The 13,019-nt window shown below is 70.8% G+C and carries 9 protein-coding genes and 3 pseudogenes; 9 read left to right on the top strand and 3 right to left on the bottom strand.

Features of this window, described 5'->3' with window-relative positions:
• Positions 1-73: 73 nt before the first annotated feature.
• The gene (locus ACFQ8C_RS12525) at positions 74-766 is read right to left on the bottom strand and encodes a hypothetical protein (RefSeq protein WP_383455476.1); all 693 of its coding nucleotides are present in this window, start codon (positions 764-766) and stop codon (positions 74-76) included.
• A 469-nt stretch (positions 767-1,235) separates the two neighbouring features.
• Here ACFQ8C_RS12525 and ACFQ8C_RS12520 point away from each other — a divergent pair, with 469 nt between their 5' ends.
• From ACFQ8C_RS12520 to ACFQ8C_RS12485, 8 genes and pseudogenes are all read left to right on the top strand, one after another.
• On the top strand, positions 1,236-2,159 hold the full coding sequence (locus tag ACFQ8C_RS12520) for an SDR family oxidoreductase (protein ID WP_383455474.1): 924 nt from the start codon (positions 1,236-1,238) through the stop codon (positions 2,157-2,159).
• Positions 2,160-2,567: 408 nt separating this feature from the next.
• Positions 2,568-2,954: a DUF6479 family protein gene (locus ACFQ8C_RS12515; protein ID WP_383455472.1), complete on the top strand. Its 387-nt coding sequence runs from the start codon at positions 2,568-2,570 to the stop codon at positions 2,952-2,954.
• 240 nt (positions 2,955-3,194) lie between these two features.
• Positions 3,195-3,389 (top strand): hypothetical protein, encoded by a 195-nt coding sequence (locus tag ACFQ8C_RS12510; protein ID WP_383455471.1) that lies wholly within the window; start codon positions 3,195-3,197, stop codon positions 3,387-3,389.
• A 117-nt stretch (positions 3,390-3,506) separates the two neighbouring features.
• Entirely contained in the window at positions 3,507-4,196 is a 690-nt protein-coding gene (locus ACFQ8C_RS12505) for a hypothetical protein (RefSeq protein ID WP_383455468.1), read from the top strand.
• A pseudogene (locus tag ACFQ8C_RS12500) lies at positions 4,129-4,499 on the top strand (transposase); the annotation flags it as partial. The gene ACFQ8C_RS12505 and the pseudogene ACFQ8C_RS12500, both read left to right, overlap by 68 nt.
• Before the next feature lie 37 nt (positions 4,500-4,536).
• A pseudogene (locus tag ACFQ8C_RS12495) lies at positions 4,537-5,376 on the top strand (ATP-binding cassette domain-containing protein); the annotation flags it as partial.
• A 222-nt stretch (positions 5,377-5,598) separates the two neighbouring features.
• Positions 5,599-6,699 (top strand): annotated as a pseudogene (locus ACFQ8C_RS12490) (SpoIIE family protein phosphatase); the annotation flags it as partial.
• Between the two features lie 285 nt (positions 6,700-6,984).
• On the top strand, positions 6,985-8,523 hold the full coding sequence (locus ACFQ8C_RS12485; protein WP_383455466.1) for a phytoene desaturase family protein: 1,539 nt from the start codon (positions 6,985-6,987) through the stop codon (positions 8,521-8,523).
• Positions 8,524-8,727: 204 nt separating this feature from the next.
• On the opposite strand, the gene ACFQ8C_RS12480 is transcribed toward ACFQ8C_RS12485, so the two are convergent.
• Positions 8,728-9,447, bottom strand: a complete 720-nt coding sequence (locus ACFQ8C_RS12480) for a hypothetical protein (RefSeq protein ID WP_383455463.1) — start codon at positions 9,445-9,447, stop codon at positions 8,728-8,730.
• 790 nt (positions 9,448-10,237) lie between these two features.
• On the opposite strand from ACFQ8C_RS12480, the gene ACFQ8C_RS12475 reads away from it, so the two are divergent.
• A complete protein-coding gene (locus tag ACFQ8C_RS12475; protein WP_383455461.1) occupies positions 10,238-10,930 on the top strand; it encodes an SMP-30/gluconolactonase/LRE family protein in 693 nt (230 codons plus the stop codon).
• Positions 10,931-11,912: 982 nt separating this feature from the next.
• Here ACFQ8C_RS12475 and ACFQ8C_RS12470 read toward each other — a convergent pair.
• The gene (locus tag ACFQ8C_RS12470; RefSeq protein WP_383455459.1) at positions 11,913-12,923 is read right to left on the bottom strand and encodes a quinone oxidoreductase family protein; all 1,011 of its coding nucleotides are present in this window, start codon (positions 12,921-12,923) and stop codon (positions 11,913-11,915) included.
• Positions 12,924-13,019 lie beyond the last annotated feature (96 nt).

Raw genomic sequence — 13,019 nt, 5'->3', positions numbered from 1 at the left:
CGATGCCCCGGCGGGTCGCCCGCCGGGGCATCGGCACGTACCCGGCCGCCGGAGGCGTCAGCCCCGCCCGGTTTCACGTTCCTCCTCCGCCGAGGACAAGGTCGGTGGCCGGCCGACAGGGCCTGCCGAAGGCCGCGCTGCGCTGCTCGAACCCCGGCGGGAGCCATCCCCGTTCCAGAAGACGGGGGTGCGCGGGGAACCGAGTGAGCGCGGCGAGGGCGAACATCAGAGAGGCCCAGGGGGTGGCGATGCGCATCGCCACCTGGGCCCCGTCCGTGGTGACGAGATGGGTGTGGAAGACGTCGGGCGCGACCAGGTCGATCGAGCGCAGGCCGGACCAGTACAGGAGGACCGAGTCGGCCGGTTTGACGGGATGGATGATGAACGCCCCCATCCGACTGACCGTCACCTCGCCGGGATCCCCGGCGACCCACCGCGGCTGAGCGTCGCGGGCGGCCGCAGCGCGCCGTGAGGAGTTGCCGGCCGCAGAGCCGAGGAGGCTGCCGAGCACGAACGCCGGCGATCCCGCAGCCACGATCTGGGTGTGGTGGTAGCTGCCGTCGCCCAGAGCCGTCCACTTGAAAGACCGGGCCGGGCCGGTGACCAGCGCCCGGTCGCCCGGGGGCAGCGGGGCGACGGTCGCGACGAGCGGGCGACGGTCGAGCCGCCCCTGGACGATGTCGGCGACGATCTCGCAGGTGTGCCACAGGTACTCGTCGAAGGGAGTCCAGGGCGGCTGGTCGGTGGGGGCGGGGTGCTGGGTCACGGGCTCTCCTGATCGTGGGAAGTGCCGGTGGGACTGGCGGCGTCTCGGCCGCCGCTGATGATGCCGAACTCCTGTGGGAGCTTGGAGCGCATCGCAAGGACCAGCAGACCAGCACCGACCGGCAACACACCAGTGATCAGAGCGAGTTGGGTGGAAATCTGCCCGGCGTCCCCTCGGCTCTCCAGACCCTGACCGCGTGGCTCTTGAGCCACGCGGTCAGGGTCTGGACGTCCATGACGGGGTCCCCCTTTTCGGGTCTCCAGTTCCCGCGGACGGTGATCGCGACCGGGATCATCACGAAGACGATCCGGGAGTTGCGGCAGCCCGCATCCGGCGCCCGCTCTATCGAAGAAGTACCCCAAAGAGAGGCAGAAAGCAGGAAGCAGGAAGCCGCCTGTTGCGGTCGACGTGCCGGGCCGGACGCGCCACGGCGGCTTCGGCTCACCCACACCGATGGAGGTCCCCCCCCGTGACCCGCTCCTGGGAACTGCAAGGGCGAAGTGTGGTCGTCACCGGCGCCGCCCGTGGTCTGGGCACCGGCCTGGCCCGCCTGCTCGCCGGACACGGCATGCGGGTGGCGCTGCTGGGACGGGAACAGGCCACTCTCGAAGCGGTCGCGGTGACGCTCGACACCGAGAGCTGCGTCGTGGAGGTCGACGTCACCGACGAACCAGGGATGCGGCGAGCTGCCGCAGAGGTCACGCGCAAGCTCGGTGCCCCGTCCGTCGTCATCGCCAACGCCGGGGTCGCGGAAGGCGGCCCCTTCGAGTCCTCCGACCTCGATCTCTGGCGTCGCGTCGTGGAGGTCAACCTCGTGGGCAGCGCGGTCACCGCGCGAGCCTTCCTGCCCGGTCTGCTCGTCACCCGGGGTTACTTCCTCCAGGTCGCCTCGACGGCCGCCTTCGGCGCGGCCCCGATGATGAGCGCCTACTGCGCTTCCAAGGCGGGTGCCGAGGCCTTCGCCCGCTCCGTCCGTGCCGAACTGGTCCACCGGGGTGTCGGCGTGGGCGTGGCGTACCTGCACTGGACCGACACCGACACCAACATGGTCAAGGACGTCGACCGCCACACGGTCCTGCGCGAGTTGCGCGGACACATGCCGGCCCCCGCCCGCCGCGTCTACCCGGTGGGCCAGGTGGCGTCCTGGCTCGTGCGGGGCGTCGAGCGACGTTCCGCCTCCGTCTACGCACCCCCATGGCTGCGGCTCGCCCAGGCGGGACGGCCGTTCTTCCCCCTCGCGGTCGACCTGCTCTCCCGGCGGACGCTGCCCCGGCTCATGCGGGACCACTCCTTCGAGCAGACCGGGCTCCTCGGCGAGGGCGGGCGCATCGAGGAGAGGCTGATAGACCGCTCCACTGCCGAACGGTCGAACGACCGGCGCGAGGCCCGCTGAGACAGGCGTCGAAGGCGCGGCGGGAAGCACCCGGGCGAATCGCGACGTACGCGAGGTTGAAGAGGGAGCGGCGAACGCCATCCGCGCCGATACGGGACCGCGCCGGTCGGCGCTGCCCACCGAAGCCCGAAGCCCGAAACCCGAAACCCGAAGCCCTCCGTGAGCAGAGGGACGGTGGCGGATCGGTCCACCGGAGGCCGACCCAGGGGTGCGCGAACAAGGAATCGCCACAACGATGCAAGAACGATGCGACTGGCCGTACGGGCCTGCCGGAGAGACGCTGGTTCTCCTACGCCTCGTCGCCCCCTGCCCCTCGGTCGCACGGCGCGTCGCGGAGGTACCCGACGGAACAAACACCCTACCGGGCCTCGCCTTTCGGCCAGGGGTTCGACGATTGGGGACACTTCCATGAACACCACCCACGCCCTCGCAGCGCAAGGACTGGCTGCCGGTGTCTGGCAATCCGGACTCGCCCAGGTGCTCGGCGGCCTGATCGTGGTCGTCGTGCTCATCGGTGCTTTCGTGCTGGGGGTCAGGCTCACGAGGAGGGAGCTGCCACCCCCGGACCCCGAGACCCAGCCGCACCGGCCCGAGACGAGCCGGCTTCCCGGTGAGACGTCCGAGTACCGGAAGCCCTCCGAGATGCCACACACCGACGGGGAGCACCGTCTCTTGCCCTACAACCTGAAGAACTGTGGCGAGGCCTCGGCCGATCCGCCCAGTGAGGAGAGGCGCAAGTGGGGCGGCATCTCAAGCGGCGGCTTCGGTAGCGGCGGTACGGGCCACGGCGACTGAAACGCGTAGGTCGTGTCTGTGGGGAGTGGCGAACGGCGCGCGAGGGGTTTCTCCCTCGCGCGCCGTTTCCCGCGTTCGGCGGGGGAGGAGGCCGGCGCGGGTCTCACGGTCGGCTTGCGGGGGATGGCGCACGGTGATCCCCGTGTGTCCATTGCTTGGCCCGGAACGACAATGCGCCCCGCACGGCGATATCGTGCGCGAGGCCTCCGCCCCCCTTTTTTCACCCACTGGCATCCCGTTGTGCCGGGTTGGGCCCGACGCAGTTGCATCGATTTCCAGGACGCCGAGGACGCCGAGGACGTCGAGGACGCCGAGGACGTCGCTCAGCAGGTGTTCGTGGTCGAGGTAGACGCCGACCGGCGGGTCGTCCTGTGCCACGAGGGGGTCGCCGGTGGCACTCAGATCCACGGTGCTCTCCAGGGGGAAGGGCGGTGACGCCCGCGGGGGACGAGCGGGGCTGATGGCACTCCTACAGGGGCTGGCCCCATGGCGCGTGGCACGCAGCAACTTCTCCCAAGGGTGACTCTGCGTGGCGGGGGCTAGATTCGGGGCATGACGGATGCCCGGCGTACGACGGTCGAGGCCCTGGCGGCGGCGCTGGGCGAGAGGTTCGGGACGGCCTTCGCCGTCGAGGCGGACACAGGGGGTGGGCTGGCGCTGGTCTGGACGGACGGGCCAACCACCGACCAGGTCGCGGAGGCGGCCCGGGTGCCGGTATGGACGTCGGAGGCAGCCGAAGGGCTCGCGTTCCACCGCGCATTGTCGGAACGGGCGGTGGCGCTCGGCGCGATCCGGCTGGCGGTGGCCCCGAGCCCGCTGGCCTGCGGACTGCCCGTGCCGGTCTCGCCGGCCGGCGTCGAGTCGCTGTGGTGGCGGACGCCGTTGCCCGCCACGGCCACCCCGCGCGAGGAACGGCTCGTGTACGGCCTCCTGTACGAGGTCCACGACGACCACCGCAGCAACCACGTCACCCCACAGCAGATCTGCGACGGTCTCGCGCACCGGGGCATCGCGACGCTGCTGCTCCGGTCCGGGACCGAACTGACCCCCGCCGAGGTCCTGACGGCCCGGTACGCAGCCGCGCACGGTCACCTTGCCTGGCGGCACCGGCTCGCGACGATGCCGGTCCCGGTCCTCCTGCGGGCCGTCCGCGAGGACCCGCAGGCGCCGCCGGAGTGCCGGGCGGCGGCCCGCGCGCTGGAGACGGGGGAGGAGGCCGGTGGGGACATCCGTACCGCGTGACCGGGACGGATCGTTCGAGCCGAAGATCGTCAAGAAGCGGAAGAAGCGGCAGAAGCGGCAGAAGCACCTGACCGGCGTGGACGAGATGGTCATCGCGCTGTCCGCGAAGGGGCTGACCACGGGCGGGATCCAGGCCCACCGGGCCGAGATCTATGGCGCCGACGTCTCGCGCCAGACGATCCCCACGATCCGGGCCAGACGATCCCCACGATCCGCGCCAGACGATCTCCACGATCCGCGCCAGACGATCTCCACGATCACCGACAAGGTCCCGAGGGGATGGCCGAGTGGCAGAACCGGCCCCACGCCGCCCGTCAGCCGTTTGAGAAACCGCATTCAGATGATCCTGGACGGTGGAGCGCGAGGCCATGGAACACCCCCACGGACTCTTCTCCACGCAGCAGGAACCCGTACGCCCGAACCCGCCGGGCAGCCGCAGGAGACGCCTCGGGCAGACAGGTGCGCTGCCGGCGAACTCCTCGCCGACGACACCAGGCCCCAGGAGCCACGTGAGCCGAACGGGGTGCGCCCGCGTGTCCCATCTCCACCGCCCGCGGCGCCGGTGCCAGGGTGGACAACCCGTGCCACAGGTTTCTCGCAAGAGAGCTGCCCGGGGCAGGGCGGGGCGGTGGACCGACTGCCCCCGACGGGCCGTGGAGAAGGTGGAGGTGGGCAGGTGCCCCGGAGTCCGCTGTTGTCCCTGCGAGGGATCACCAAGCACTACGGCGGGGTCGTGGCCCTCGACTCGGTCGACCTGCAGGTGGACCACGGTCAGGTCCTCGGCCTGGTCGGCGACAGCGGAGCCGGTAAAAGCACCCTGGTCAAGGCCGTATCCGGAGTCACCCCACCGGATGCGGGAACCATCGAGTGGCAAGGCGTCCCCGTCGAACTGCGCCGGCCTGCCGATGCCCAACGGCTCGGCATCGCCACCGTCTACCAGGACCCCGCACTCATCGACCGGCTGGACGTGGTCGCCAACCTCTACCTCGGACGCGAACTGCGCCGGTTCGGGGTCCTGCGGCAGATCGAAATAGAAAAACGTTCACTCGCCCTGCTCGACCGGCTCGCCCTCGCCCTCCCCGACATCCGGGTTCCCGTCAGCACGCTCACCCTGGGCCAGCGCCAAACGGTCGCCATCGCCCGGGCACTGCTCGGCCACCCCCACCTGGTCGTCCTCGACGAGCCGACCGCGACCCTCACCGTGGAACAGACCTCGAGGATGCTCGACCTCATCCGCCGGATGCGGGACCAGGGCCATGCCGTGATCATGGTCAGCCACAACCTCGACGACGTCCAGGCGGTCGCCGACCGCATCACGGTGCTCCGCCTGGGCGGCAACGGCGGGGTGTTCGAAGCCCGGTACACCAGCCAGGAACAGCTCGTGGCCGCCATCAGCGGCGGGCACCCGCTCGCGGCGACCCTCCAGCAGAGCCTGCTGCCGCGCGGGCTGCCGGCGCAGGACGCCGTCGAGGCCGCCCACCGCTACCTTCCCGCACACGCCGGAGTGGGCGGCGACTGGTTCGACGTGATCCCGCTGTCCGGCGCCCGGGTCGCACTCGTGGTCGGCGACGTCGTCGGACACGGCCTGCACGCCGCCGCCACCATGGGCCGGCTGCGCACCGCCGTGCACAACCTCGCCATACTCGACCTGCCGCCCAACGAACTCCTCACCCACCTCGACGAGGTCGTCGCCCGCATCGACGAGGAACACACGGCCGGCGGCCGCGAGGAAGCCGTCATCGGCGCCACCTGCCTCTACGCGGTCTACGACCCGGTCTCCTGCCGCTGCCAGATCGCCCGCGCCGGTCACCTGCCCGCCATCCTGGTGAACCCCGACGGCACCACCGACATCCCCGACACCCCCGCCGGCCCGCCCCTGGGGCTGCGCGGGCTGCCCTTCACCACGATCGAGCTCGACATCCCCGAAGGAAGCCAGCTCGTCTTCTACACCGACGGCCTGGTGGAGTCACGAACCAGCGACATCGACGTCGGCCTGGACCGGCTGCGCGCCGCCCTCGCCCGCCCCGGGCGCAGTCCGGAGCAGACCTGCCAGGCCGTACTGGCCGCGATGCTCCCGGCCGACTCGGCCGACGACATCGCCCTGCTGGTAGCGCGCACCAAGGCGCTGCCCGCCGACCGCATCGCCGAATGGAACGTCCCGCCCGACCCTTCGGCAGTAGCCGCGAGCCGAGCCGCCGCCACCGCCCACCTGCGCCGCTGGGGCCTGGAAGAACTGGCCCTCGGCACCGAACTGATCCTCAGCGAACTGGTCACCAACGCCATCCGGTACGGCGCCGGCCCCATCGGCGTACGCCTGGTCTACGCGCGGACGCTGATCTGCCAGGTCGCCGATGCCAGCAGCACCGCGCCGCGAGTGCGGCTGGCCGCCGACACCGACGAGGGCGGACGCGGCCTCTTCCTGGTCGGGCAGATCGCCCAGCGCTGGGGGACCCGGTACACCGAGACCGGGAAGGTCATCTGGGCCGAACAGACTCTGCCCTGACCGGAGACGCACCGCGCAACGGCGACACGCGGCGATCGGCCCCGTCCACGACGACGGACTCCGGCACAGCTTCTGCGAACCCCTCCCAGCGCGGTTCGCGCCTGCCACGGAACGGGCCGCCGACCCGCCGGTTCACCAGAACCGTCGGCCGGGGACACCGAGAACCGGCTCGATTGCACAGAAGCTGTGCCAGAACCGCCGAACATGAACAAAGCCATCTCAGACGACCACGTGACAACGCCCGTGGGGGGTTCCGTGGACGATTTCCACGTGCTAGCAAGAGACATGACCGCACAGCGCTCGTACGACGTCGTCATCGTGGGTGGTGGCCACAACGGACTGGTCGCCGCCGCCTACCTGGCCCGCGCCGGACGCACGGTCCTCGTCCTGGAACGGCTCGGCTCCACCGGAGGCGCCGCCGTGTCCATCCGGCCCTTCGACGGGGTCGACGCCCGGCTCTCCCGGTACTCCTACCTCGTCTCGCTCTTGCCGCAGAAGATCGTGCGCGAGCTCGGGCTGCGGTTCGCCGTGCGGAAGCGGTCCATCGCGTCGTACACCCCGAAGGGCGACACCGGCCTGCTGGTCGGCGGCGGTGCCGACCGCACCCGCGCATCCTTCGCGGCCCTCACCGGCTCGGAGCGGGAGTACGAGGCTTGGCAGGCCTTCTACGGCCGTATGGGAGAGGTGGCCAAGCGTGTCTTCCCCACGCTCACGGAGCCGCTGCCGTCCCGCGAGGAGCTCCGTGCCCGCGTGGCCGACGAGACGGCCTGGCGGATGCTGTTCGAGGAGCCGATCGGCGTGGCCGTCGAGGAGAACTTCGCCGAGGACCTCGTCCGGGGAGTCGTCCTGACCGACGCGCTGATCGGTACTTTCGCCGATGCCCACGACCCCTCGCTGCTCCAGAACCGGTGTTTCCTCTACCACGTGATCGGCGGCGGCACCGGTGACTGGGACGTTCCCGTAGGGGGCATGGGCGCTCTCACCGACGCCCTCGCCGACGCCGCCCGCGCCGCCGGCGCGGAGATTCGCACCGGCCACGAAGCCGTGCGGATCGAGACCGATGGCACTCGTGCCGAGATCACCTATCGCACGGCCGAGGAAGAAGGCGTCGTCGCTGCGAGGCACGCATTGGTAAACGCCTCCCCGCAGGCCCTCGCCGCCCTCCTCGGCGAGATGCCGCCGGTGCCCGCCGAAGGCGCCCAGCTCAAGGTCAACATGCTCCTCACCCGGCTGCCGAGGCTCCGAGACCGTTCCGTCGACCCGCGCGAGGCGTTCGCAGGCACCTTCCACATCGCCGAGGGATACGACCAGCTGGCCACCGCGTACACCGAGGCGGCCGCGGGGCGGCTGCCGAGCGCGCCACCGTCCGAGATCTACTGCCACTCGCTGACCGACCCCAGCATCCTCGGACCGGAGCTCGCCGGGAGCGGCTACCAGACTCTGACGCTCTTCGGGCTGCACGCCCCCGCCCGGCTGTTCGCTGCCGACAACAAGACCACCCGTGCCGCCCTCCTCAAGGCGACCCTTGCGGAGTTCGACGCGGTCCTCGACGAGCCGCTCGCCGACTGTCTTGCGCTCGACAGCGAGGGGCGGCCCTGCGTCGAGGCGAAGACGCCGCTCGACCTCGAACGCGATCTGCGGCTCCCCGGAGGGCACATCTTCCACCGTGATCTCTCCTTCCCCTACGCGGACGAGGGCATCGGCCCCTGGGGTGTCGAGACGGCTCATGCCAACGTCCTGCTCTGCGGCGCGGGCGCCGTCAGGGGCGGCGGGGTGAGCGGGATCCCTGGCCATAACGCGGCCATGGCGGTCCTCGGACTCTGACAACCCGCCCGCGCACGTTGATGGGCGGCTTCTGTTTTTCAGCGGTCGGCGTTTTGTTTTCCGCGCTTGGCTGTGGCTGGTGGTGGGGGATGGGTGAAGTAGCTGTTCACTGAAGATGTGACACCGATGCGGTGCTGAAGTGTTCTGCCGAAGTGCGGGTTGTCCTGGTGGCAGGTCTGTAGCGGTAGAGAGTCCCGGGCCGTGTCATTCGCCGCCGCAACCGCCGCATGATTCGCCACCACATGATTCGCCGTTGACGCCGTCGATGCCGTTGGCCCAGGAGCTGTTCGGGCGGCTGTCTGCCCGCCGGGCCTTTGGGGCCGGTAGTGGCCGGTGCTTCGAGGCGATCACGGCGTGGCGGGTGCTCTCCGGCACGGCGTCACGTGCGCGTTCCACCTGCTCTCGGCAGTGCGCGTCGAGCTCCGGCCAGCGGCGTCTGTCATCGCGGGGCCACAGGAGCGACACCGCGGCCATGGCCATCCAGTCGATCGGACCCCAGAAGATCCACGCTGCCAACCGCCCGTCCTCTTCGAACGGCACGGGCGCGTCGGCCAGCAGCACGTGCAGCCCCATGGCGAAGGCCGACAGGGCGGCGAACCCCGCAATCAGAGGCCTGCTCAGACCGGTCGTCATCACCAGTCCCGCGTCCTGTTCCCGCTCCCGCAGGAGCATGCGGAACTCCTCGAACCGGCGATGTACGCGGATCTCGTACACCTTCACCCCAGGGGCGCCCCCCGCTCCCCGGATGAACGCCGCCAGGACCGGGTCACGCGGCATCCTGCCGGGGGAGGCACCGACCAGTTCACCGCTCTGCCGGTACTCGGTGTTGAAGGCTTCCTGGCGGGCGATCGCCTCGGGCCACGCCTCGGCCGGGATGGCGTCCCACTTGGTCTGGCTGCCGTAGATCATCGCGACGTACTTCATCCCGGGTTCCCTCCCCATGCCGCGCGCGCCCCGCCGGCGCGCTGTCACCCCTGGGTCGGAGCCAGGAGAGGGGTTTCGATATCGGAGTGAGGGCCCGCACATGCCCGCGAACGGTGCTGCCGAGCTGGTCGAACAGCAACGCCACTCCACCATCGGCTCTACGACGGCCTCGCCCTGGAGCGCTCCACGGACCGCGACGCCCTGGAGCGCGCCCACTGCAACGGCCGCTCCTCGACCGCCGCCAGGCCGCGCCCTGGACCCGTAGCGCATCCTGAACCCAGGTGTCCTGCTCGACTGCCAAGGTCGGGTGGTAGGACGGTGGTGGGCCGTGCTGCCCTGTGTGCTTCGCCTTCACGGGGCGGGATCACGTGAGCGCGGGCGGCCGGTATCCGGTGCCGGATTTCGCCGTCATGCATCCGTCCCGGACATTGGAGTGGCCCGGGGGAGGCCGGGCGGCGTGGTTCCCGCATCTCCCAGCGCCACTTCCTATGGTCGGCGCAGGTACGGCAGTGGGCCGGCCGCTCAGACCCGATGGGGAGTCATGGTGCGTACGACGGTCAGGCCGGAAACGGTGACGTTCGTGCCCTCGAAAGGGCGTGCCACGTGCCGGTGGGCCCGCCGGCTTGCTGTCGCGGTGGGCCTCGCGGCGCTGTGTGTGCTGCCCACGACGATGGCGGGTGCGACCCCGTCGCAGGACGGCCGCACCTCCGCGCATGCGCCCCTGTACGTGTCCGACTACGGCAACAACCGGGTTGTCGCCCTGCCTACGGAAGGCGGCGATCAGACACCCGTGTCCTTCGAGGGTCTCGTACGGCCGACGGGCATGGTCTGGGACGCGTCGGGCCGCCTCTACGTGTCGGACACCGGCAACAACCGCGTGGTCGTGAGGACGGAGCACGGGGGTGGCCAGTCCACCGTCCCCACCGACGGCTTGTCGCGCCCCCTGGGGCTCGCCCTTGACCAGGCCGGGAATCTCTACGTCGCCGACAGCTTCAACGACCGGGTCGTGAAGGTGTCCCTGGCGAGCGGTACCCAGACGACCGTACCGACCACGGGGCTGCTGCACCCCTGGGGGCTGGCGACGGACGTCGCCGGGAACCTGTACGTCTCCGACTTCGTCAACGACCGCGTCGTCAAGGTGGCCGGCGACGGGAGCGGCCAGTCCACGATCCCCGCCCTCGGCCTCTCTCAGCCGACCGGCCTGGCACTCAGCGCCACGGGGGACCTCTACATCGCCGACAGCGGCAACAACCGCGTGGTCAAGATCGCGGAGGACGGCGGCCAGACCACCGTCCCCACCAACGGTCTCAACGATCCGCTCGGCCTCGCGCTCGATGGTTGCGGCGGCCTGTACATCGCCGACGGCCGCAACGACCGGGTTGTCCGCGTCCAGGAGACAGGCGGTGGCCAGACCACCCTCCCGGCCACCGGCCTGAACACGCCGACGGGCCTCGCCTTCCCACCGATGGGCACCCGCCCCTGAAACACCACGATCCCGGGCCGCGCGCAGGAGCGGACCCGGCGCAGTAGCACGGAGGAAGGACCAGGCCTGTCCCAGTGCCCAGGCGGCACAGAGGCGGGGCGACCGATCGATGCACCCCACCGGGGGGCGCCGCCCGGCCCCACGAAGAGCGCGATCACGGTTCGGATCCGGGCGACGCACCTGCGCGCGATTCAGGGCGCGCGCCTGAAGAGTGACGTACTGCTGCGCACGGGGACGGCCCTACCGTCCGCGAAGGCGCCGGTCACCCCGCTGCGCGGGATCCACCCACGGCCTGTTGGCGGTCGACCGTCTTCGCCCCTCGGCCATCGCGCCATCGGCATGGCACCAGGCCCGACTGGCTTTGTTCACGCGTTCCGGTTCGGGCTCACTTTCCGTGAAACCACCCGGTCCGGGTTCGTGGCCGCCGCGGGGCGAGCCGCCGACCGGCCGGTTCACCTGGTCGGCGGCCTCGGACACCGAGGATCGGCCCGGCTTCACGGAATGTGTGCCAGCACCTGGTTCTCACCTACGCAGCCAGCCAGGCGGCGTTGCCACCGGTGTTGGTGCCCGGCTGACGCCCCGGCTTGAGGAGACCGACGGCGAGGCCCTGATCAGCAACCGGTTCGGGTGGATCACCCACCGCGGGCTGGTGCGCCGGCCGTCGTGCTCGAACGTGCGGTGCGACGACGGCGTTCGGCTCGACACCGGCGCCGACTGCGACAACTGCGACAACGCGCTCCACTCCCGGAGGGCGTGGCGGGTGCGGATCGCGGCCTAGGTGTTCTGTCCCGGGAGGTTGGGGACGGGTGAGCCAGGTCTCGGCTGAGGGATCGTGAAGGGGTGTGACCCGGATACGCCAGAAACCCGCCAGAACTCGATCTCGGCCTGCCGAGTGCCTGACGGTGTCGGGGATCTTGGCGATGAAGGTCGGCCATGCCCTCGACATCTCGGTCTCCAAGATCCCCGACCTCGTCACCCGCGATCAGCTCTGCGTCTCCTCGCGGCGCCCCATGGCGGCCGCATCGGGTACGACGAGCAGCTTCCCGGTGGTACGCCGAGCCTCCAGATCGCTGTGGGCCTGGGCGGCCTCGGACAATGCGTAGCGGCCCGTCACGGTGACCTCAAGCGCCTTGGAGCGCACCCACTCGAACACATCGGCGGCCCGTCGGAGCAGTTCGGACCGATCGGCGATGAAGTCCCCGAGGCTGGGCCGGATCAGGGTCAGCGAACCGCCGTGGGCGAGCCGAATCGGATCGAACGGAGGCACGGCGCCACTTGCCGCGCCGAAGAGCACGAGATGGCCGCGGGTTCGCAGGCTGGCGAGGCTCGCATCGAAGGTGTGCGCGCCGACGCCGTCGAAGACAACCGGCAGTCCCTGACCGCCGTTGAGCCGCCTCACCTCGGCTGCGAGATCGTCGACCGCGGAGGAAAGGATCACCTCGGCGGCCCCGGCGCGCTTCGCCAGCTCGGCCTTCGCCGTGGTCGACGTCGTGCCGATCACCCTGCCGCCGAGATGGGTGATGAGCTGGGTCAGAAGCAGCCCCATGCCGCCAGCAGCCGCATGCACGAGCACCGTGTCGCCCCCCTGAACCGGGTAGGCGTCCTTGACGAGATAGTGCGCGGTCATGCCCTGGAGGAGCACGGCGGCGGCTGTCTCGAAGCCGATATCGTCGGGCAGCGGCACCAGCCGGGAGGAGTCCACGACGGCCCGCTCGGCATACGTGCCGGGAATCTCCACCCAACCGACCCGGTCCCCGACTGCGACGTCAGCGACGCCGGGTCCGACTTCGACGACCGTGCCGGCGCCCTCAGCGCCCGGGGTGAAGGGCAGCGGGAGGCTGTACCGGCCCTCGCGGTGGTAGACGTCGAGGAAGTTGACGCCGGATGCGGCGACCTCCACGACCGCCTCGCCCGGACCCGGCCGCGGCTGGTCCACCTCGGCCTCCCGCAGCACCTCGGGACCGCCCACTTCGTACACCTGAATCGCTCGCATGACCCTCCAATTAACGGCTCACCCCCCACCAACCCCGTTGATGGCGATCCGATTCCCGGCAAGCGGACCGGCCCGCCGCCCCCGCCGAGAGCCTGC

Origin of the sequence: Streptomyces sp. NPDC056503 (genome assembly GCF_042794995.1) — a bacterium.
Lineage (GTDB): Bacteria > Actinomycetota > Actinomycetes > Streptomycetales > Streptomycetaceae > Streptomyces.
This window is presented reverse-complemented; position numbering and strand designations above follow the sequence as displayed.

Coding starts and splice junctions, on each gene's coding strand:
- ACFQ8C_RS12485 (WP_383455466.1), top strand. CDS start 6,985: ATGACCGCACAGCGCTCGTACGACGTCGTCATCGTGGGTGGTGGCCAC.
- ACFQ8C_RS12515 (WP_383455472.1), top strand. CDS start 2,568: ATGAACACCACCCACGCCCTCGCAGCGCAAGGACTGGCTGCCGGTGTC.
- ACFQ8C_RS12470 (WP_383455459.1), bottom strand. CDS start 12,923: ATGCGAGCGATTCAGGTGTACGAAGTGGGCGGTCCCGAGGTGCTGCGG.
- ACFQ8C_RS12480 (WP_383455463.1), bottom strand. CDS start 9,447: ATGAAGTACGTCGCGATGATCTACGGCAGCCAGACCAAGTGGGACGCC.
- ACFQ8C_RS12505 (WP_383455468.1), top strand. CDS start 3,507: ATGACGGATGCCCGGCGTACGACGGTCGAGGCCCTGGCGGCGGCGCTG.